This is a genomic window from Glaciimonas sp. GNP009 (assembly GCF_054343755.1).
In genome coordinates this window covers 1-20894 of record NZ_JBTGUV010000002.1, presented here as the reverse complement: position 1 = coordinate 20894, position 20894 = coordinate 1, and the positions used below count along the sequence as shown (strand labels likewise).

At 51.8% G+C, this 20894-nt stretch carries 19 protein-coding genes; 9 read left to right on the top strand and 10 right to left on the bottom strand.

Going from position 1 to position 20894, the window contains the following annotated elements; translation table 11 throughout:
• Positions 1-55 precede the first annotated feature (55 nt).
• Complete coding sequence (locus ACXX82_RS00990) at positions 56-847, top strand: hypothetical protein (protein WP_458562178.1); 792 nt, start codon at positions 56-58, stop codon at positions 845-847.
• A gap of 151 nt (positions 848-998) precedes the next feature.
• Here the strand turns inward: ACXX82_RS00990 and ACXX82_RS00985 are convergent, their stop codons facing one another.
• The 6 genes from ACXX82_RS00985 to ACXX82_RS00960 form a co-directional block, all read right to left on the bottom strand.
• Positions 999-2393 carry a hypothetical protein gene (locus ACXX82_RS00985; RefSeq protein ID WP_458562177.1) on the bottom strand — a complete coding sequence of 465 codons (1395 nt, stop codon included), beginning with the start codon at positions 2391-2393 and terminating at the stop codon, positions 999-1001.
• 570 nt (positions 2394-2963) lie between these two features.
• The gene (locus ACXX82_RS00980; protein ID WP_458562176.1) at positions 2964-3245 is read right to left on the bottom strand and encodes a hypothetical protein; all 282 of its coding nucleotides are present in this window, start codon (positions 3243-3245) and stop codon (positions 2964-2966) included.
• Between the two features lie 103 nt (positions 3246-3348).
• Positions 3349-4233 (bottom strand): hypothetical protein, encoded by an 885-nt coding sequence (locus ACXX82_RS00975; protein ID WP_458562175.1) that lies wholly within the window; start codon positions 4231-4233, stop codon positions 3349-3351.
• A 214-nt stretch (positions 4234-4447) separates the two neighbouring features.
• Positions 4448-5119 carry an SOS response-associated peptidase gene (locus ACXX82_RS00970; RefSeq protein WP_458562174.1) on the bottom strand — a complete coding sequence of 224 codons (672 nt, stop codon included), beginning with the start codon at positions 5117-5119 and terminating at the stop codon, positions 4448-4450.
• 43 nt (positions 5120-5162) lie between these two features.
• Positions 5163-6434, bottom strand: a complete 1272-nt coding sequence (locus ACXX82_RS00965) for a Y-family DNA polymerase (protein ID WP_458562173.1) — start codon at positions 6432-6434, stop codon at positions 5163-5165.
• A 6-nt stretch (positions 6435-6440) separates the two neighbouring features.
• Complete coding sequence (locus ACXX82_RS00960; RefSeq protein WP_458562172.1) at positions 6441-6866, bottom strand: LexA family protein; 426 nt, start codon at positions 6864-6866, stop codon at positions 6441-6443.
• A gap of 520 nt (positions 6867-7386) precedes the next feature.
• Between ACXX82_RS00960 and ACXX82_RS00955 the strand changes: the two genes are divergently transcribed.
• The 4 genes from ACXX82_RS00955 (at position 7387) to ACXX82_RS00940 (ending at position 11980) form a co-directional block, all read left to right on the top strand.
• Positions 7387-8214 (top strand): DUF932 domain-containing protein, encoded by an 828-nt coding sequence (locus ACXX82_RS00955; protein WP_458562171.1) that lies wholly within the window; start codon positions 7387-7389, stop codon positions 8212-8214.
• A gap of 828 nt (positions 8215-9042) precedes the next feature.
• Positions 9043-9600: a plasmid mobilization relaxosome protein MobC gene (gene mobC / locus ACXX82_RS00950; protein ID WP_458562170.1), complete on the top strand. Its 558-nt coding sequence runs from the start codon at positions 9043-9045 to the stop codon at positions 9598-9600.
• Positions 9590-10615, top strand: coding sequence for a relaxase/mobilization nuclease domain-containing protein (locus ACXX82_RS00945; protein WP_458562169.1), 1026 nt, complete (start codon positions 9590-9592; stop codon positions 10613-10615). Before mobC ends, ACXX82_RS00945 begins: the two co-directional genes overlap by 11 nt.
• A 186-nt stretch (positions 10616-10801) precedes the next feature.
• Positions 10802-11980: a PIN domain-containing protein gene (locus ACXX82_RS00940; RefSeq protein ID WP_458562168.1), complete on the top strand. Its 1179-nt coding sequence runs from the start codon at positions 10802-10804 to the stop codon at positions 11978-11980.
• Positions 11981-12281: 301 nt separating this feature from the next.
• Here ACXX82_RS00940 and ACXX82_RS00935 read toward each other — a convergent pair whose 3' ends face one another.
• From ACXX82_RS00935 to ACXX82_RS00920, 4 genes are all read right to left on the bottom strand, one after another.
• Entirely contained in the window at positions 12282-13031 is a 750-nt protein-coding gene (locus tag ACXX82_RS00935; protein WP_458562167.1) for a GIY-YIG nuclease family protein, read from the bottom strand.
• A 64-nt stretch (positions 13032-13095) separates the two neighbouring features.
• Positions 13096-13875 carry a hypothetical protein gene (locus ACXX82_RS00930; RefSeq protein WP_458562166.1) on the bottom strand — a complete coding sequence of 260 codons (780 nt, stop codon included), beginning with the start codon at positions 13873-13875 and terminating at the stop codon, positions 13096-13098.
• 46 nt (positions 13876-13921) lie between these two features.
• Positions 13922-14191, bottom strand: a complete 270-nt coding sequence (locus tag ACXX82_RS00925) for a hypothetical protein (protein ID WP_458562165.1) — start codon at positions 14189-14191, stop codon at positions 13922-13924.
• Between the two features lie 14 nt (positions 14192-14205).
• Positions 14206-15300 carry a hypothetical protein gene (locus tag ACXX82_RS00920; protein ID WP_458562164.1) on the bottom strand — a complete coding sequence of 365 codons (1095 nt, stop codon included), beginning with the start codon at positions 15298-15300 and terminating at the stop codon, positions 14206-14208.
• A gap of 623 nt (positions 15301-15923) precedes the next feature.
• Between ACXX82_RS00920 and istA the strand changes: the two genes are divergently transcribed.
• From istA to ACXX82_RS00900, 4 genes are all read left to right on the top strand, one after another.
• Complete coding sequence (istA, locus tag ACXX82_RS00915) at positions 15924-17459, top strand: IS21 family transposase (RefSeq protein WP_322232686.1); 1536 nt, start codon at positions 15924-15926, stop codon at positions 17457-17459.
• On the top strand, positions 17456-18289 hold the full coding sequence (istB, locus tag ACXX82_RS00910) for an IS21-like element helper ATPase IstB (RefSeq protein ID WP_458562163.1): 834 nt from the start codon (positions 17456-17458) through the stop codon (positions 18287-18289). Before istA ends, istB begins: the two co-directional genes overlap by 4 nt.
• Positions 18290-18536: 247 nt before the next feature.
• Positions 18537-19496 (top strand): tyrosine-type recombinase/integrase, encoded by a 960-nt coding sequence (locus ACXX82_RS00905; protein ID WP_458562162.1) that lies wholly within the window; start codon positions 18537-18539, stop codon positions 19494-19496.
• A gap of 500 nt (positions 19497-19996) precedes the next feature.
• Positions 19997-20894: hypothetical protein (locus ACXX82_RS00900; RefSeq protein WP_458562161.1), on the top strand; the 898-nt coding region annotated here is incomplete at its 3' end.

Sequence of the window (20894 nt, the reverse complement as noted above, 5' to 3'; positions counted from 1 at the left end):
GTGCAGAGCAAGCGGCAAGCGGCCACACTGAAAAAATTAATGAAATTTGATCTACATGAACAGACCCATCTCACGATACCTTACTGCCCAAAAATTTAATTGGCTGCTTGCAGATGATGGCTTATATCTAGGTGCCGCAGCAGATCAGAGTGACAAGGACGAAGGAAAATATGACCACACCCTCCTATCTCGACTCATCTCACAGAAGATGCCAAATACGAGTGCTGCGCTGCTTCGAGACCTGGACAAGCTCCAGCTCGGCATGCAAGACTTCAAGAGAACCGACAGCTACTTAAGCTGCTGGTATCTGGGTGCTGAAGAATCTCAACAAATGTGGGACGAGTTTGGCATGAACGGAGTGCTAGTCGTCAGCGACTCTTGGACTATTCAAGATGCGCTCCCTGAGCCACTAAAATATGCATCCAAATTTCCTGAGGTTACTTACGACGACGTGCTCAAAGTCGTGGCAGGACATGACCCGCTTTCGGTAAAGAATGAGTGCTTCGTGGACGAACAAGAGTTTCGCTTGGTATTTGACCTCACACATTACTCTATCCTTACCGGATTTGAGTCACGCACCGCCGCTCACGTGGGCGACAAGCTCTCCCATTTGGACGAAAGCGTCACATCTGGAATGTCAAAAACAGGTATCGAACAAAGTCACAACGTAATTCGACGCAAAGGCAGTGGCCTAATATTGGACTACTCGCTGAATGCACTCATGAAGGAGGTTCGGCTCCACCCTTCCGCTACTGAGGAAGAATTGTTACACGTCGAGCGCCGCCTACGTGATAAAGGCATACACTGCCCTGTCCGTCACTCATCCCTCTGCGCTGCCGAATTATAAAACTGTTACTTGGCTATTATCCAGATTCGCCGGCCGAAAGGCCGGCGTAGCCGTTATCGTCTCTAAGGAAGTGAATCGCAACTGCGGAAAGGAATATGCAATGTCATTCCGACGAGATTAGGGCCAGGTTGCTACCTCAAGCCCTATCCTATTACTGCATCGACCTGAATGCTTTGTCGTTTTCATCGGGGCCGGCAAAGCTCACAAGTCGCTTGGCCGCTTCCATGAGAGCCAGACGGGCAAGCTGCGACGCATACGCCTTCGATTCGTCGAAGGACTTCAACTGGTCGATGTGATTTCCGTGCAAAATCTGTGACCTGCCCGCATCGTAGACTTCGCAAACCAGACCGGAGAGCGTCCTCTGCTTCTCCCCGTTATCCACGACCGAACTGGCCTTGCATCCCAATAGATTCACCAACATGTCGGTGATGCCAGACGCCTTCCCACCTGAGGCAAGAACATCCAAACTGGAGCCAAATTTAGCCAATGCGATTGCGCTATTGCTCTCCCTAGCCCCTTCGGCGTACCAATTCAATGCCGTCGCCCAACGCTGAGAAAGCAACGGATGCGTTGCGCTTGATGGTGCAACGACCGCATCAAGGATCCTTCCTAGGTAAGTGAAGTAGTCAGCATTGTCCGTGCAGACATCCTTCAAAACTTCATACCGGAGGTCACGGCGTTCGCGGCCGGCATAGGAACCAGGAAGCCATAGATGTCCGTTCGTTTCAATCATCGTGTACACCAACCCAGGCGGAAGACTCTCCGAGGAAAGGACTTGATGCTCAAAGAACCCAATGTCGCCGAAAATAAGCGATAGGCCATCGAGTGCGGCACGGCAAACGATCTCTGCCAAGCGCCGTGAAAGCACACGATCTTTCCCTTCAATCGTGACGCTGACGATGTATCCATATCGATTGATCGCAGGCCAGATGGAACTAGCCAACCCTTCCAGCTTTAACTCTGGATCCCCCGATTGCAGCGCCGAAGATATCTCATCCTTCCAAGTCTCATTCTCGGCGGGGAGGCCCAGGTAGTTAGCCTTAGCCCCCGGAGAAAAATCCACGCGTTGGAGCCAGAGTTCCCGGCTCATTATTGATACTGGGCCTAAATCAAATACAGCATTTCGTCCAAATCCTGACGTCGACGCAGGAAAATAGTGCTTAAACTGCTGGGTCAGTCCGTATAATCTTTCCGCGACTTCAGCCTTCAACGCGGCCTTGATTTCGTTCGCGGTTTTGTCGCTCCATACTTTTCCGTCCGCCGACAGCAACATGTGTACCTCCGCGACTGACTCTCGCACTACATTGCGGTAGACCGATTCATCTACCGTTTTCTGTCCTGGCTTGTCATTGACCAGGAGAGTGGACGCCACCGATTGAATCAGTTTCAGAGTGGTGTCGGTGAAATACCGTATCACCCCATTGCTCGTAGTCGTAAAGTTCGGCAGCTGGCCCGGGTTGCGCAGAACCTTGGCGTCGGCATGCCCGCCGGGATGCGTACGATCCAGTTCTTCGAACAGATTTTTGAGAATCTCGTTTAAGGTCATTTTTAATCCAGTTCTTCTTAAAAGTGGCGCGCAAACCGCTCGCTCAAGTGGCCTTCATGGTTGATCCTTTTAGGTTTCGCGTGCGCCCCGGGGTAGGCCCGTTCGTCGCTGTCTTCAAATGAGGATAACCTACCTCCAGCGCGTCCCGGAGGGGAGGAGGAGTCCATCCCATTGCTTCTGGCCGGTTGTTGACATTACCTGTGGAAAATTGTACCGTACGAATGTACCCAACTGAGCCACTATTATCGAGACAATGTGTGCGTCCCACAAGGGTCGAATTTGTACATTTGAGACATCACCGCCGGAGTGTCTAGACCCCAACGAGACGATATTCATGTCTTCTGGTATTTGCAGTTAGCGCGAGCACGCCGCCATGGAATGCGAGCCGGCGCCGTCGATTGCAAGCTCATTTGCAGATAGCGTGAGCACGGGCGCCCCGTCATTTGCAGTTAATTCGAGCCGAAAACGGCGTCGAATGCGAGCACCCCCGTTTTCAAACGCGAGCCGCTACAACTACATGTAGGGGCAGCTCACGAAACGGAAAAAATCGTAAGTCAAGTGTACTGCCTGTCAGATTGTATGTGCGAATGCATCACAAACAGTAGCGACTGCAACAAAGAGTGCCGCACCAGCGCTCCAACCTGCTGCAATAGAGTTTAAGCGCCCACTCTCTTTAGCTGCCGCCACCAAAGGTTTGGTGTTGACATGTGCCCTCCCTCCGACAAGGGCGATCCCTACAAGTTCGTGTGGCATAGATACTTGCGATGAGCGATACCAATACACAGCAGCAACAATGGCAGCGACAACGGCTAGTAGATTGAACACAAATGCAGGTGTTAAATGGGATGTCATGGGTTTACCTCTTTTTTGGTTACCAGTAGCATAGCAAGATTGCAGTATCAAGCTGAAATACACATCAACCGGGCGTCAATCGCGAACCGCCAACTACGTCAGGTTAAGGTTTGATGTTCTTTTGATCTTCAAGCAGCATAGGCAGATGCACGCCGACGAATGCTAGGAAAGAAAAGGCCTTCAGACTGTTGATTTCGCTGCCGTAGTCACAACATTCTCCATGCAATACTTGATGACGATTCAGGACAGTGAAGGCTTTTCCCGCGGCTTCGGCAGCTTTGTCACGGTCCGCCTCGCTTTTTAGGAAATCAAGCTGGTCCATTATGAGAAGCGGATGAAGGAGGCCGGTCAACTTGGCATCTGTTCCCACCATCGCGCGTAGAGCCGTCGCCCCTCGCGCCTCTCGTTGTCCTTTTTTATTGATGCTCATGGGCGACTTAACGTCCAATATCTCGGACAGTAAGCCGTCCGCCTGCGCGATAAACACAGGTATCGACAAGAAATACCCGGCCTCCCCAAAATTTCTATGGGCCGCGAACGCGGCCGTTATAGGCGCTGACCTATTCGGATGCCGCTGAGTCAACTCTTTTTCCACAAAGTCCAAGTTTTCACGATGGTATTGTGCCATTACTTCATCCAGCTCTTTAGAATCAATCCCGTCGAGTTTTTCTACCAGCGTAAGCACTCCCGACAAGGAATCATTCCAACCAAAAAACCATCCTTTCGAAGATGCCAAAATCATGGCCTTTTTCGAGAGGTCATGCATGGCGTTGACCCGTCTCGCCGCGTCTGCCCAATCAACTTTGCTTAACGCTATAAACGTTGCCTCGTGCTGTCTAACAAACTGTTCGGCTGCGTTGTTAAACCGTTTGCGAAAATCGTCTAGTTGCTCTAGACCACGTTGAATCGCGGGTGCATGAGGCTTCAGTTCCTTCAAAAAGTGTGTTGAGAGTACTTCGGCGATTGAGACAGTTTTTTGTTGTGACACTGTTTTTCCTTATTTTGAAAAGTCACTGCATTTGGATTGAGTAACGTGTAGATAAATCGGTTGTGGTGTCGGGGTTCGAGCGGGTTATCGCGTACTCGAATGCTTGCTGCACTTCCGTCATTTTGGAATACAACATACTGAGAATCCTTCGCTATTAACACAGATATGAGGTCGAACTGACCCTTTCCGTGTTGAGTCGAACCTTGTGTGACCATCATTGAAAGATATCGGTTTGCTGTTCTCTGTTTTCCCTCAGTTTCGGCGCTGGCCGTGCCGTCATCCAATCAGCAGGGTAGTGATGCAAGAATGCCCTGGCTAATTCAGGATCGCGGCACTCCAACCAATCATCGTAGGCGTCGGACGGCACAATAACGAGTGAACGCTTTTCATCGCCAGGTTTGTGGAATCGCCGCATTAATGGATGATCGTCGGCATTGATCGTGAGCTGAGTGAAAGAAAAAGATTCAGTGCCGTCCAGTTCGGCCCAGGTTCGATACAAACCTGCGACCACAAACGGTGACTCGTCAGCCATTCCTATACACCAGCGAACGGGCGCACCGGATTCATAGTTGGGTTCAAAAAAACCTGTCATCGGCACCAGGCACAACCGGCATTCGCGCCAGTATTTTGCGTAGCTGCGTAAGGCTCCAACCGTCTCCACCCGCGCATTCATCGTGCTGTATGGTTTTACGCCAAGGGGTAATTTGGTTTTAGGAACCATGCCATACACCCCGCAAACTGCTTTTCTTCGCCCGTCTTGCCCGATGATGATAGGGGCAGGATAATCTTTCCAGGTCTCTGTTTTCCAGTCGAATTCGCCCTGTACTGGTGATTCAAAAGTTGTTTCGAGCACCTGACGGGATACCGGCAAATAGTTCACACACATAATGATGACTTTCCTGAAATTTGCTTACGATGCAGTTTAAATACTATCCACAGATCGGCAATTCTTCCCAATTAGTTGTGTATTCTGGCGATTTTTTTTCCTGACGCATCTTCCATGATTGCCTTGAGCCGTCCTGACTGAGTTTCAGAGTTCCCTTGCCATACCTGGTGTTGATCGCATCCAGTGTTTGCATGAGAGCAGGATGCTCGATCTCGGCCGCAAACAAGTCGCCTTGGTAGATCGAAGAATCACAAATTTCGCTCAAGATAACGCCAGCCTTCTTGTAGTAAAAGCCTGGCTTGTAGATCGATTTCAGACCGACTAGCGCCCAGCTTTGCAACGACATGCTGTTCGCGGTCGGCGTTGTGAGAGGGATGGTAACGCTTGGGCAGTATTGCGGCCGGTCTTCCCTGAATCTGTCCGTCATGATGAATACCTGCATCATGGCGGCAATGGAATTCTGATCGCGTAGCTTCTTGGCCGCGTTGCTAACAAAGTGGGCGAGGGCGTCCTGAAGAGCCTCCATCTCTGTCACTGCCTGACCAAACGACCGACTATTGATGATTTGCTGTTTCGCTGGAGCTACCTCTTCCAGCTCGATGCAGGCGTCACCGCGCAGTTCCCGGACCGTCTTTTCCATCACTACACCAAAACGATTGCGCATGCTGGCCACGTCTGCATCTCGCAATTGCAAGACACTTTCAATACCCATGCCGTTCAGAGCCGTCGTCAACCTACGACCGATTCCCCAAATTTCTTCGACCGGGATATTTTTGAGAACGCTGTTGACTTGGCGCTGGCAAAGCAAATTGATGTTGAACACCCCATTTGATCGCGGGTGCCGCTTCGCCACAAAATTGGACAACTTAGCCAGTGTTTTTGATGACCCGATGCCGACACAAACCGGAATCCCGGTGTCACGATAGACGCGCTTCCTCATCGCTCTCGAACGATCCTGGATGTCGGTGAAGCCAGTCAACTCCAGGAATGATTCATCGATGCTGTACACCTCCTGCATCGGGGAGAATTGACTGAGTATCGACATAACTCGATTACTCATATCGGCATACAGCACATAGTTAGAGGAAAACACTTCAATTCCTTGCTCGCGCACCAGATCGCGGATTTTGAACACAGGTACGCCCATTTTTACGCCCAGCGCCTTTGCCTCGTTGCTCCTGGAGACGGCACAGCCGTCATTGTTGGAAAGCACGATGACAGGCCTAGTCAAAAGATCCGGTCGAAAGATTCGCTCACAACTGACGTAAAAATTGTTGCAATCAATTAGTGCAATGCTGCGAGGCGCGCTCTGCATACTGACTCACACATTCAAGAGTTTGTGCAGATTGAATGTCACCACGCCCCAAATGCGCAGCTCTTGACCTTCCTTTAGCATAATCGGGGGAAAAGCCGGGTTCTCGGCCAATAGCCTCACAAGCTGACCACGCTGAAACAAACGTTTTACGGTAAATTCTTCATCAACGATGGCAAGAACAATGTGGTTATGTGCGGGCGTGATCGAGCGATCAACAATCAAGGTGTCATCATCATAGATGCCGATACCTAACATGGAGTCTCCACGAACGCGAAAAAGGAATGATGCCTGCTCATTCATAAGCAGATGTTCATTTAGATTGATCCGGCGTTGCGCATAGTCAGAGGCTGGCGACGGAAAACCAGCGTAAACGGGCCCATCGAACAACGTCAGCAGCAACGGAAAAGACGAGAGAGGGAGGGGGATATTCATAATTTATGCTGTATAAAAACACAGTATAAGAGCCCTTATATGAATCCGGCAAGCGTCAATAATATATTGACGACGATAGGAGCCCAGCAGTGCGTAAAAATAGCAAAAAATTAATACCTATTTAACTTGTGATGGCATTTTCTACGATTTTCCATATCAATCGTCCCCAAGTTTATTTCGCATAGTGCAGATGCAATCGGGCGCATCGCCGCTATGCGGCGACCGGGCTTCTCCGGGTTCGCTATTCGCTCATCCCCGCTCCGCGTGGACTGCTTCGCAGCCCTCCATATCCCTTGCGCAAATCCAAGTCAAAGGCAAGCGCCAAGCGCCCAAATTCACTACTACGGAAAACAAATTTCAGAGCACCATTGTAATTAGTTTTGTATATAGATAAGTTGTAGTTGATTAAAACAATTCATCGGTAAAACTATATACAAAACTATATACAAAACATATAATAGGTACATGGTTAATTCAGTGCTGATTGACCTTAACCCGACAATCTCTTAAAGGAAATATCATGCAATTATCTTCCCGATTTGGCCGTAACCAACACGTTTTGCGCTCGAATTCCCCACTGTCAGACGAGCAAATTACAGCAGTTGCCCCTTCGATTTTCGCGGAAGAAAAACACGCCAGCCGGTCAGATCGTTACACCTACATTCCGACAAGCGACGTGCTGCGCGGCTTGCGTAAAGAAGGCTTTAGCCCGTTCATGGTTTGCCAAACGCGCACTCGTGACGATGCGAAGCGCGACCATACAAAACACATGATCCGCTTGCGCCATGCAAGCCAGATCGACGGCAAGGAAGCCAACGAAATCATTTTGCTGAATAGCCATGATGGATCATCGTCGTATCAAATGCTGTCCGGTGTTTTCCGCTTCGTTTGCTCGAATGGCATGGTTTGCGGCGACATATTAAGTGATATCCGCATTCGTCATAAAGGCAACATCGTTGACAACGTGATCGAAGGCGCTTTTCGTGTCCTGGACGATTTCGATCTGGTCAACGGCCAAAAAGACGGGATGAAATCCTTAACGCTCAACGAGGGAGAGCAAGCAGCATTCGCCCGCGCTGCATTGTCTTTGAAATACGATACTGAATTGACACCGGCACCTATCACCGAAAATCAAATTCTGCGCCCAAAACGGATGGAAGACCGTTCTGATGATTTGTGGACAACTTTTAATTGCGTTCAAGAAAACTTGGTTAGAGGTGGTTTGCGTGGTCGCAGCGCTACCGGCCAAGTCAGTACGACACGCGAAGTAAAAGGGATTGACCAAAACATCAAACTCAATCGCGCCTTATGGGTTCTCGCGGAAGAAATGCGCAAAATTAAAGGCTAAGAAATTTAAACGAGGCGGATTTCGCCGCCTCATTTTACAAGTCAAATTTCGTCATGACGAAAAAATGACTTGATGGAGCGGATGAGTCTGGAAACCCTACGGGGGCGCCCTGGTACTACAAGCCCCGGTGTTTTAGAAAGGCGATGAGGTAGGGACTTATATGCAGGTCACCCATGACCCCTTTGGTGATAATGCAGGTCACCCATGACCCCTTTGGTGATAATGCAGGTCACCCACGACCCCTTTGGTGATAATGCAGGTCACCCATGACCCCTTTGGTGATAATGCAGGTCACCCACGACCCCTTTGGTGATAATGCAGGTCACCCATGACCCCTTTGGTGATAATGCAGGTCACCCACGACCCCTTTGGTGATAATGCAGGTCACCCATGACCCCTTTGGTGATAATGCAGGTCACCCACGACCCCTTTGGTGATAATGCAGGTCACCCACGACCCCTTTGGCGATGATACAGCTCACCCATGAACTACTAAAGAGATAGAGATGTTTACAGATCATTTCGGTCGATTCGTTCGTATTAAAAAAGAATTTTGAGTATTTTTCATAGATTTTTGGCATAACAGCAAATGGGTTCATTTCGTCGAACTAGCCGAAACAAAAAGATGGATCTACTTCAGCCGCCCGCGATGATATTTTTTCCGTAGAAGCTGATGCGTTTCTTCGTCATGACGAAGAAACGGCTTGAGATAGTACCTATTGCAGGATAGACTAGCGTAGGCAAGGTGGACCACTTTGCTGGATCCTCATTTCGTCATGACGAAATTTCGGTCCTCACTCGTTACCTCGCTGCGGGGAAAGTCTTAGAAATGCCATCTGCAAAGCCCCTGCTAAAAACGCGCGTCACTGATGAAATAAAGGTGGCGTTTCTTGCTCAAGCGCAAGCCCAAGGCCTGAGTGAGGCACGCTTGCTCGAAGTAATTGTCTCGGCTTTTTTGCAGCGCAATCCCCCTGCCTTCGCTGCGGCCGATTCGTCCCAGTCTGAAAAACTGGGAGGTGTGAAGTCTGAAGACGTGCGCGTTAGGTTGTCGCTATTTGAGTATCACGAGCTTGCGCGACTTGCGGACATTCGCCATTGGAAGCGCGGCACCTACTTGGCGCACCTGCTGCGCGTTCACCTAACCGGGCAACCCCGGTTTTCCGAAAATGAAATGCTCGCGTTGCGAGAAGCAACGACGCAGCTTTCTGCCATGGGGCGAAATGTGAATCAAATCGCACGCGCTTTGAATACGTCGCTAGACGAAGCACATTTAGCATTGGCTGTACCGTTCGAGGAAATGAAGGCGCTAATCGATCAAGAGCGGTCCAGCGTCAAAGACCTAATTAGAGCAAACCTGAAATCGTGGGGTGTGACCAATGGCGATTAACGGCGGATTTGCTCCTGGAGAATCGCACGACATTGACTTCCTGGTGAACGGGCGGCGCTCCCGGACGGAGCGCTTCACCTTGGGCGAGATGAAAGCGCAGCTAGCGCGCACGGTGAATCGTGTTCCGGAAGTTATGGTTAAGGTGTCGGGCGGCGGTAAGACGACGCAGCACGTCAGGGCGCACATGGACTACATCACGCGCAACGGGAAGTTAGATGCAGTCAATGACCAGGGCGAGAAAATAAGCGGCAAGGAAGACGTAAAGGAGCTGCACGATTCTTGGGACTTGGACGCTGCAAACGGCCAAGGTAAATACCGCCAAGCGTTCAACATCGTTTTGTCGATGCCGACTGGCACCGACCCGAAAGGCTTATTCAAGGCGGCGCAAAACTTCGCACGTGAGCGGTTCTACGGGCAGCATCAATACATGATGGTTCTGCATACGCCCGATACAGACCCCCACAAGAACGCCCCGCCGCATCCCCATGTTCACCTGGTCGTCAAAGCCGAAGGCTTCGACGGGAAGCGCCTTCATATCCGTAAGGCGACGCTCGAAGAATGGCGCGGCGACTTTGCCGAAAAGCTGCGCGAGCAAGGCATAGAGGCCAACGCAACCCCGAGGGACATTCGCGGAAAGACGCGCAAAGGGAAAACAGCCGGTATGCACTATGCAGAGAAGCGCGGCGACTCGACCGTCACGAAGAACAAATTCGAGGAAGCGCGACAAGAGCTAGTGCGCGGAGATCGCGAGCCGAAGCCCTGGGAGGTTGCCATCATCAACCGGCGCCAAGCCGTAGTGCGCTCGTTGTTAAATGTTGCTAAAGAGCTGCGGCACGACGGCGACGAAACACTAGCAACAGCCGTTGAACGTTATGCGAAGGAATTGCCCCGCCCCGAGACGGAGCGGCACCAGATGAAACGAGCAATAGTCGCACTGGTACAACGACAGCAGCAGACGCCTGAGCCTACCCAAGAACGCGATAGTGCCGAGCGCAATGGCGACAAGGAACGATAGGCAATGAAATAAGTAATATGAATTTATATATATTAAACTGTAGTAGCTCAGACTTCATCTAACACTGGCTGTCAGATGAATAAAGTCCGTAGGTCCGTTACTAGCAGCGACCTGCTTTTTCGTGACAATTCGCGCACTTTTCGTCTAGGCAAGATGCTACCCTTTCTATCTCTTATATGGTACGTTATGGATAAAGCGATTCGTAAACAGATCGAAGCGAACGAGATCGGTGCGATCGCGCTCGATACCGAGGTGTTCGACGCGAAGCAGCTCGCGCTGGAAGCAGGGTTGCTCCAGCGCGTGACGCAATTTGCCGATGGCGAAATTGCCGTGTTATTGCCAGATGTGATCGCCGGCGAGGTCGAGGCACATCTGCTTCAGGCCGCAAGCGATGCACAGGGCAAGCTCAAACGCGCGATGCGTCTCCTGGAGCATGCGCAACTGCTGTCACTGGTCGACGATGTAACGCCGGCGATGCAACTGCTCGCGAAGATCGCCGATCCGGCGGCTGCTACTGAAATCGCCAACCAACGCTTGGCCGGCTGGATTGAACGCACGGGCGCCGTGATCCTCAATGCGGGTGAGTATGTGACGCTGGATCAAGTGATGCTCCGATACTTTGGCGCGCAGGCGCCTTTTGCGGCCAGCGGGCCAAAGAAGCACGAGTTTCCGGATGCGGTCGCGCTACTAACCCTCGAGTGCTGGGCCAAACAGCACGAGAGTAAGGTGCTGGTGGTTTCAAACGATCCAGACTGGGTCCGTTACTGTGCAACGAGCCCACGTCTCGTCTTGGTTCGCGATCTTGCGGATGCCCTTAGCGGGTTTCAGGATCAGACTGCCAGCTATGCCGCGCGCCGGCTCGCCGAATTGCTGGGCGAAGGCGACCCGGTCGGTCTGCAAGCCGCATTGTTGCGAGAGCTGTCCGGTCAGGATGACAAGGTTGAATTCGATGTCGATGCGGACTCGCAATTCGAGTTTGAATCGGAGTGGGTGGAGGCGACCTTCACCGACGTCGAGCTGCCTGATCCAGAATGGGCTGCGAGGAGCTTTGAGGCCGTCGAGCATGGTGACGGTAGGGTGTTTGTCCAGGTCGACGCCACTGCGCTCGCGCAGGTCAGCAGCTACTTTAAATTTCGCAAGTGGGACGGTATCGACGGGGAGTACATGTCGATGGGAAGCGGCCAGATTGTCACCGACGAACGCATTCACATTGAAGCAATCGTTACGCTCGGCGGGAAAATTCCCGATCGGATGACGATTGAGGCGATCGAGATCCTTCCGCGAACACACCACATTGGTTTGAGCGACATTGAGCCGGATTGGATGAGCAACCCGGACAATTACGGCGAGGACAACCCGGACTGAGTGTGTTACGGCACGAGCAGCTCTGGTCAGCGGCCGTCCGGCACATGCAAACGTCTACCTCCGCCTAGGGGCGAAAGGAGGCGTTCATCCGACGCTCACTGTCAGGTCAAGTCTGAGCTACTACAATTAAACTTAACTTAACTTAACTTAATCTGACATTGGGTATCCGGTTAAGTTAAGTTTGGCCCCTATGCAACAACTGGGCGACACCAGCTAAGTGTAGTTATTAGCAATTTTCAGATCTATATAAATCTCCATCGAGAAGATCGAATGTTTCCGGATTTAGCTCGTTAAGCTAGTCTCATGCCCGTGGAAGACGATAGCGAATCAATAGTGACGCTCCTTTGCCTTTTGGGGGCTCAGAGAGGACATTATCTCCAGTTTTTATTTCGTCACGCATCACGGAACAACAAGTCGGCATGGAATGCCCCTTGGCTGGGTAGCCCCCTACTCGAGTATGCAAATTCCCGGCCCTAACATCGATAAAAATTTCGCCAGCGCTTGCTGCTTCAGCAAGCAATCGATGTAACATCATTTGAAAATCCGGCTTTGAAAGCCGAGGCTCGTTCCCAACTCGGACAGTTTTTTGGGGCAATTTAGAGGTTGCAAGATCTTGTACTGTTTCAGCCTTTGTGGACATGTGGTCATTCCAGGGGGGAGAAAGTTCGCGAATTAAATTATCTTCCAAACCTGCCGCCAAATTTATGCAAAATTCGCCGTGACTTTGTTGGCTCTGATCGAATAGCACAAAAATACTAACGGTTTTTCCCTTCGCTAGCGCATCCAGGATATTGCGGTTGTTCTTGATGTTGGTTGTACCGCCGTTTTGCGAGCTACTTGGAGGTGTTTTATAACCTTGCATGCGCGAGCGCAAGGTAGACGCTGTTTTTCCAATATAGCTGAGAGCGCCGTCAACCGCAAACGCATAGAGTACATCACGTTTGCCTGCAATAATTTTATCGAGGTCGAGGTCCAGCCCTCGTCCTGAAAGCAGCCATCTACCCGCGAGCGAGAAGCCAACGGTTGTCAATCGAGTGAGTTTTATTGGCATGATAGTTTTAGATGTTTCAGCGTTACATTCATAGGCGCGATTACGCCAGCGGTCAATGGATGTATCAGGCCAAGCATTGGACCCGCGAGATCAAAATTGTTCGAGCCTCATCCAGTTTCGAACCATTTGTTTTGGCTGAGAGTGATCTCTTTTCCTTTTTGCCTAGGAAGTAAGAAATTCGCTCGGCATTGGCCCCGGACGGATGAGGTAAGCCTCCCAGAATTCGATCTTCTTTCAGCACTCCCTCTTGGACCAGCCATGACAGTCCTTCGCTAACCTTGGGACCAAGTGGAATATACACGGCGTCGGGCAGCTGGGCGGACTCCTTAGCGAAATGGTCCAGCATTAGCTTACGCAGGAACGGTGTCTTCACCATGTTCGGTGTGCCGTTGTAATTCTCGTTGTTGACGAATACCGGATGGCACAGGATTGAGGTCGTCTGCACTATGTCGTCATGCTGGCTAAACAGCGCCGTGCAGCTTTCAATTTTCAGCCAGCGATGCAAGTGAATCTTGTCGAGTAGGCTAACCAGATTGGGGCGCATGGCTCCGCTAAAAGCGCCGGTTCGCTTGGCAGCAATTTGAGCGGCTTCGGGCGAAGCGCCAGCCTGCAGTTGCTGCTGCGCTTCAATCATCGCGTTTTTCCACTGGGTAAAGCCGGGCGTGATACCGACTAGGACGACCTTCGCCTTGGTGTTCACGAAATCGAACGGAATGTAATGGGCTGTCATTGCGCCGTCATGGCCGAACAAGAATTCGCTCGGAATCTGGGAGGCACTGGCGACGTTGCCAAAGTTAGTGGAACGAATGGCGTCGGTGTAGTGGGAAAAGAGAGTGATGTCCATAATTCCTTCTGTCGGGTAGTAAGTATGATGGCGGATCATACTGATTTTAATGGTTGATTTTCTTGGTCCGGGGGGCAATGGTGATTACCTGGCCGTCGTTCCCCACGATGGCGTAATAGTCCAGGTATTCTTCGATCTGGCTCGAGAGTCGGCCGGCATAGGCCATGACTCGGCGGCGCGATGCTTTATCGAAGTAGTGTTTCGTGGCATCCTTCCCGTCGTGCTCGATGGCCCCATAGTTGAGCAGGAGATCAATAATGATTGGTGGTATGCCACGCTGTTGCTGCCGGATCTTTGCATGATTGGTAAGCTTCATGACGGGTCTCCCTATTAAAGTGAACTACTGACGGTTCTTTCATCGGATTGCCGGGCGATATCCCGCAACGCACACTCAACCGCTGCAAGCTCTTCTTTGGCAAGCACCTCTCTCAGCCGGAGCTCGAACAGAGCAGCCGGAAACTCAAGGAGCTTGGCAAGGTCGCGAACGAAATTTGTATCCGAAAGACTCGATGCATCAAATTTGGTAACGCCATACTTAATACCAAGATCCTTGATCTGATTGGCCAATTCCTCGCTTTTTTGTTTTTCCGGTTCAAGGAAAAATGGGCGATCATAGATGACTCGGCGCAGATCCGCGAGGCTTGAAAACTTGCGTTTGGTGAGATCGATATCACCACTACCCCATCTACGCGCGACAGGCACATATCGGCCTTTCGCCTGCAGCCAGGCTTTCGCTGCTTCGATCGCAATGCGTGTCCGTTTTTCTTCATCAGAGTAGGTTGGAAGAGGATTGGCACGCTTGGGGTTGGCAGCTGCGCGGATACTCATTTCTTCCATGCCAGCAAGCAGGGCCATCTGGCGTACCGATAATCCGCCATCAAGACTGGTTGCGTCATCCTCTTTTGAGTTGGCCCCGAAGAAATAAGAAAAGTTTTCGTGTCCTTCCAAAACTCTTCTGGCGTTTGCTAGCTCGGCGACGGCTAAGCATCTTTGTGCGGCGGCAATTTCTTCACACGCACCATAGGAGTCCCATTCAGACATGAAAAGCGATTTGTTCATATCACAAAGAATGGCAGAGAGCATGGTGTAGTTGGTTTCATATTCCATGGGCTCGAAACTTTCGTCGAGAATGCCGAAATAACTATATAGATACATGCTTTCTAGGCATTTCGCGAATGACGTATCAGCGATGGCAGCATATGTAATCTTCATTTCCTCCACGGTGATCTCCGGGCCGAAGATGTCGTCCGGATCTTCGGGCGCTTCCCCCAAGACCTGCCAGATACTTGAATCGCCTTTCATCCATGCCATCGTGCGCATTTGATGTACATAGAGTATGAGCACATCACGGTGAAATTCTTCAGCCGTAAAGGGCATCGGGAAGCTGGCATCCTGTGTAGTAGCAGTTTCGGATACATTTTCCATCTGAGTGTTTATCGTGACCATTATCTTCCTATATAATTTTTCGTATGCATGTGCATATGTTTGTAATGCATGGCTTCATTGTATGAGGTTTTTTTAAGAATGTAAATATTATTTATGTATGTGCATACAATTGATATGTATGATTGGCAGTAAAAGGGTTTTTACTTTGCAAACTGACGATTTGGTTAGGGCGCTGGTTGTCGTACCGATTTACTCTTGATAAAAAGCGTTATCAAGAGTAAATTGGCGTGTCTATACCCGACTGACTTTTCGCTTCGAAAGTCAGCCCAGGCTAGTTACGGACAGCTGGGGAAATGACTTGGCGCGATTAGGACTGTTGGGTGATGTACTCGATGATCGCCGTGGCCAGCTTGGCCAATGCAATCACGAGCGCGATCCAGTTTTTGCGCACTGATGCTCCAGATGTGAAAAAGCCCGCACGGGGCGGGCAATAAAAAAGCCGCACAAGGCGGCTTTGGTAGGGGAGGGACGTAAATTATAAATGCCGCGTGAATAATGTACCGGATAGCGCACTTGAAACGGCCGTGAATGGCGCGTTAAAAGTGTACCAATCCCAGCCTGTAGTCTTATGCCCTTGATGGTGCATAAGAAAGGCGGAAAGGATGTTTCCCGTGGACATATACGTCAAAGTACGTCGCGCCGTGATGGTCGAGAACAAGAGTGAGCGTGCGGTTGCGCGCTACTTCGGTATCCATCGCAATACCGTCAGGAAGATGTGCCAGTTCGCGGCACCGCCGGGATATCGGCGAGCGCCGGCCCCGGTCTCTCCGACGCTGGCACCGTTCGCAGCCATCATCGACGCCATTCTCGAGGCCGATAAGCAAGTCCATGTGAAACAGCGCCATACGGCGGTACGTATCCGCGAACGATTACGTGACGAGCATGGCTACGACGGTAGCTACACCCTGGTGCGCGAGTACGTCAACGGTGTGGCCAGCCGGCAGAAGGAAGTGTTCATGCCACTGGCGCATCGCCCCGGCCATGCCCAGGTCGATTTCGGCGAAGCCGACGGGTACATCGGCGGCAAGAAGGTCCGCTTCCACTATTTCTGCCTGGACATGCCGCATTCGGATGCGTGTTTCGTCAAGGCGTATCCGACCGAAGACACGGAAGCCTTTCTGGACGGTCATCTTGCTGCCTTCGCGTTTCTCGGTGGCGTGCCGCAATCAATTCTGTACGACAACACCAGGATTGCAGTGGCCAAGATATTAGGCGATGGCCAGCGCCGACGGACCCATGCCTTTGCCGAGTTGCAGAGTTATTACTTGTTTGATGATAAATTCGGACGTCCCGCCAAAGGTAACGACAAGGGTAAAGTGGAAGGACTGGTCGGCTACAGCCGACGCCACTTCATGGTGCCATTGCCGGTGGCAGATGACTTCGCTGCATTGAATAGCCAATTGCTGGACGGCTGCCTGAAACGTCAGCGTGCCGTGCTGCGTGGTCAATCTGACACCATCGGCCAGCGCCTCATCCATGACCGGGCGGCATTGATGCCGTTGCCGGTAACGCTCTATGACGCCAGTCACAAGCAAACCAGCCGGGTATCATCGCAATCGTTGGTCCGTTACCGCACCAACGACTATTCGGTACCGACGCAATACGGTCATCAGGCGGTGCTGGTCAAAGGCACCGTCGACTGGGTCGACATCTATCTGGTTGGCAATCCGGAGTGCATTGCGCACCATCGTCGCAGTTATGCCAAAGCGGACTTCGTGGTGAACCCGCTGCACTATCTGGCGTTGCTGGAGAGGAAGCCGCGTGCGCTTGACCAGGCTGCACCGCTGCAAGAGTGGGCATTACCAGCGGCCTTCGAGCGATTGCGACGCCTGCTGGAAGCGCGCATGGACAAGCGTGGGCGCAAGGAATATATCCAGGTCCTGCGGTTGCTGGAAACCTTCAGCATCGGGCAAGTCGAGCGTGCCATTGGCCAGGCCCATCATCTGGGCGTGCTCAGCTTTGATGCCATCAAACACCTAGTATTGTGCGCCATCGAACGACGACCACCCAAGCTGGATTTAACCCTGTATCCGTATTTGCCGAACGCCACGGTCGGCACGACCGATGCCGGCAGCTACCTCAGCTTGCTCAGCGGGAATGCGCTACTGACGCAACCTGTTACCGGAGACCTCGCATGAACGCCAACAGCGCGGCGCTGTCCGAGACCACCACGGTGGCACCGCAGGTACTGTTGGTCAACCACTTCAAAGCCCTGAAGCTGCCGACCTTTGCCCGGGAGTATGAGAAGGTCGGCGCCGACTGCGCGCGTGAAGGCGTAGATTACCCACGCTATTTATTACGGTTGTGCGAACTCGAACGTATCGACCGTGAACGCCGCACGATGGAGCGGCGCATCCGTCTGGCCAGGTTTCCGGTGACCAAGAGTCTGGATACCTTCGACTTCATGGCGATGCCAACCTTAAACAAATCCCTGGTGCTCGAACTGACACGCTGTGAGTGGATTGATAAGCGCGAGAACGTCATCGCGTTAGGACCTTCGGGTGTTGGCAAGACGCATACTGCGCTGGCACTAGGATTAGCTGCCTGTCAGAAAGGACACAGCGTTGCCTTTACGACGGCCGCCGCCCTGGTCCATGAACTGATGGAAGCGCGTGACGAGAAACGACTGCGTGCCTTGCAAAAGCAACTGACTAACGTGAAGTTACTGATTATCGATGAACTGGGCTATGTGCCGTTCACAGCGGTCGGTGCGGAATTGTTGTTTGAGGTCTTTAGCCGACGCTATGAGCACGGTGCCACGCTGGTGACCTCGAATTTACCGTTTGACGAGTGGACCAGCGTCCTCGGTTCGGAGCGGCTGACTGGCGCCTTGCTTGACCGGCTTACCCATCACGTCCACATCCTGGAAATGAACGGCGAATCGTATCGATTGGCCACCAGCAAGAAACGGCAACAGCGCAATGTCAAACCAAACAGCACTGCTGAAAAAGGAGGGGCCACCCCGTAAAAGCAACGTCTTAAGGGAACGGGCTACGCTGCGCTGCGCCCGTCACCCCAACTCTGCAGAGTATAGAAATGTGCATTGAAAAGAGAACAATTCAGGCCCTCAACGGCTCTATTTATTAACCCGGATTGGTACACTTTTAACGCGCCATTTGGTACATCTTTACTCCGGCATTGACAGTAAATCGTCCCCCTTGAATAATACAGTAACACAATCGATGGTGCATTAGTCATGGCTAAAGGAGAGGTCATTGAAACACTCGCTCAGCGTTCTCAGTCGTCAAAATTTGACCGCGCAGCAGTTTGCCCAACTGGCAGACGTACCACCAGCCACCACTTGGTTCGCCAATATCAACAATCCCCAGACTAGGCGCGCGTACCAGCGTGATATCCAGGAATTCATGGTGTTCACCGGCATCGATCGGCCGGACCAGTTCAGAATTGTCGTGCGCGCGCATGTGCTCGCCTGGCGCCGCGATCTGGAACAGCGCGCCCTGGCTGGCGCGACGATCCGGCGCAAGCTGGCCGCGCTGTCGTCGCTGTTCGACTATCTGTGCGAAGCCAATGCGGTCGTTAGCAATCCGGTCAAAGGGGTAAAACGCCCGGCCATGACCAGTGCCGAAGGCAAGACGCCGGCGATTGGCGATCATCAGGCACGCGCCTTACTCAATGCACCGGACGTCACGACACTGCAGGGGCAGCGCGACCGCGCGATCCTGTCGACGCTGCTGTATCACGGCTTGCGGCGCGCTGAGCTATGTGCACTGACGGTCGGTGATATGCAGCAACGGCGCGGTGTCGTCCATCTACGCATTCACGGCAAGGGCGGCAAGCTGCGTTACGTGCCGCTGCATCCGGGGACCGCCGAGGTGATCGATGCGTACTTGCAGACGGCCGGCCACGCCAGCGATGCTCAGGGCGCACTATTCCGACCGCTGAAAAACAACATGCATAAGAATGCAGAGGCATCGATCACGCCCGACGGCGTCTACAAGATGCTGGCCGGTTATGCCGCTTCGTTAAAAATCGCCGTCGCCGGCTTCGGGCCGCATGCGCTGCGCGCGACGGCCGCTACCAATGCGCTCGACCACGAAGCTGATATCGCCAAAGTGCAGGAGTGGTTAGGGCACGCTAACATATCGACCACGCGCATCTACGACCGCAGAAAAATGCGGCCGGAAGATAGCCCTACCTTCAAAGTTTCGTATTAGTATTGCAATGCAAAAAGCCGACGTATAGGTCGGCGCGGGTATACAGGCAATGTGTGGTCTTAGACTGGATGCCCAGAGCCCCAAGCCTAGTTTTACGATTAGTGTTTGTCCTTCGGATCAGCGTTTCCGCGCTTCTTTCCAGAAATATTTTTTGTTTTGCTCGGTAAGTTTGGGACGATTGGAGGTTTGGGCGTGTTCAGTTTAGGTGTCGGCTTGCCTGAGGATGTTTTGCTGGATGCCATAATGATCTCTCTTCTATTGGTTGGATAAATACTCATTGCTACTGCAAAACAATACGGACGGGATTTAATAGGTTCCGGATGTTTTACAGTGCTGACGTAGTTTGAGCCCAGTGCGCACCTTTTTTATGGCATTCGATGGAAAACCTCTCGCTATCTAAAGTGACAATCTCCAATGTGGAGAATTTTGAACCGATCACACTGCTTCGGCCTATGCGTTTGTTCAAAAGTAAGCTAGGACTGAGGCCACACGTGCCCAGTGTGCCAACTCTCGAATTTCTGGTAGAAGCAGCGTTTGAATCGAAATCGACAGTGGTGGTACGGAGTGTTCTGGGCGACGAACAAAAAAATTACGAGCATGCATCGCGCGGCTGCAATAAACCCACTTCAGAAACTATAGCCAACATTCAGAGCAAGTTGGCGCAACTATCCTGGTTGTTTCCCGCATCGCAACCACTTGACTTATCGGTTCCGCTCGCGCCAGCCTTATTGGCTTGGGTGGGGAATATTGAAGCGCAATTTGTACAATTTTTGCGTCAGTCGACACTACATGGAAAAACCTGCCCTCACTGCGACAGCTTGGTTGTCGCAGATCCCGCTGAGTGGTGGGAGGCGACAGGTTTAGGGTTGGATGCACCCGCGTATCGGTTTATAGACCGGTTATTGAAAGGCCTTGTGGCGTGGGAAAAGATAGGGAATTCTCTGCTGCAGTTTTTCAATAAAAAACCTGATCCGAAAAATGCAGTGGCCCGGCTGCTGTCAGCAAAGAAGGGGCCGCTATGGCTTTGGTTTCAAGATTACACCCACGCAGCTAACGCACGCAATTTGATTGCACTTCATGCTCAATTGGAAAGTAAGGGAATTTTAGGAAGCAAGGACAAAGTAATAAGTTATGATCTTTTAAGCCATTGGTCGAGCACGCAACACCTAATCCCAGTCGCGGCGGTGCACCGGTTACTGGGAGCGCTCAATGACGCGGGTAGTCTGAAAAAGCGTCAATTCATTGCGCGCCAGTGCGAGCTTGTCCACGATCTGGTGCGTAGTACAGCAGTAGGGCTCAAGGCTCCTTCAACAGCAACGGTGCGGAATGTTGTCTTGCGCCGCTTCGAATTTTTGGTAGGGCTCGAGCATACATTAACGGTTGACACAACTACAAGTC

What these genes read in the sequence shown, in the direction of transcription:
- ACXX82_RS00930 (WP_458562166.1), bottom strand. Translation starts at nt 13,875, where the DNA reads ATGGACATCACTCTCTTTTCCCACTACACCGACGCCATTCGTTCCACT.
- ACXX82_RS00965 (WP_458562173.1), bottom strand. Translation starts at nt 6,434, where the DNA reads ATGCAGAGCGCGCCTCGCAGCATTGCACTAATTGATTGCAACAATTTT.
- istA (WP_322232686.1), top strand. Translation starts at nt 15,924, where the DNA reads ATGTTTCCCGTGGACATATACGTCAAAGTACGTCGCGCCGTGATGGTC.
- ACXX82_RS00920 (WP_458562164.1), bottom strand. Translation starts at nt 15,300, where the DNA reads ATGGAAAATGTATCCGAAACTGCTACTACACAGGATGCCAGCTTCCCG.
- mobC (WP_458562170.1), top strand. Translation starts at nt 9,043, where the DNA reads ATGCCATCTGCAAAGCCCCTGCTAAAAACGCGCGTCACTGATGAAATA.
- ACXX82_RS00935 (WP_458562167.1), bottom strand. Translation starts at nt 13,031, where the DNA reads ATGCCAATAAAACTCACTCGATTGACAACCGTTGGCTTCTCGCTCGCG.
- ACXX82_RS00990 (WP_458562178.1), top strand. Translation starts at nt 56, where the DNA reads ATGAACAGACCCATCTCACGATACCTTACTGCCCAAAAATTTAATTGG.
- ACXX82_RS00980 (WP_458562176.1), bottom strand. Translation starts at nt 3,245, where the DNA reads ATGACATCCCATTTAACACCTGCATTTGTGTTCAATCTACTAGCCGTT.
- ACXX82_RS00985 (WP_458562177.1), bottom strand. Translation starts at nt 2,393, where the DNA reads ATGACCTTAAACGAGATTCTCAAAAATCTGTTCGAAGAACTGGATCGT.
- ACXX82_RS00970 (WP_458562174.1), bottom strand. Translation starts at nt 5,119, where the DNA reads ATGTGTGTGAACTATTTGCCGGTATCCCGTCAGGTGCTCGAAACAACT.
- istB (WP_458562163.1), top strand. Translation starts at nt 17,456, where the DNA reads ATGAACGCCAACAGCGCGGCGCTGTCCGAGACCACCACGGTGGCACCG.
- ACXX82_RS00940 (WP_458562168.1), top strand. Translation starts at nt 10,802, where the DNA reads ATGGATAAAGCGATTCGTAAACAGATCGAAGCGAACGAGATCGGTGCG.
- ACXX82_RS00960 (WP_458562172.1), bottom strand. Translation starts at nt 6,866, where the DNA reads ATGAATATCCCCCTCCCTCTCTCGTCTTTTCCGTTGCTGCTGACGTTG.
- ACXX82_RS00945 (WP_458562169.1), top strand. Translation starts at nt 9,590, where the DNA reads ATGGCGATTAACGGCGGATTTGCTCCTGGAGAATCGCACGACATTGAC.
- ACXX82_RS00925 (WP_458562165.1), bottom strand. Translation starts at nt 14,191, where the DNA reads ATGAAGCTTACCAATCATGCAAAGATCCGGCAGCAACAGCGTGGCATA.
- ACXX82_RS00955 (WP_458562171.1), top strand. Translation starts at nt 7,387, where the DNA reads ATGCAATTATCTTCCCGATTTGGCCGTAACCAACACGTTTTGCGCTCG.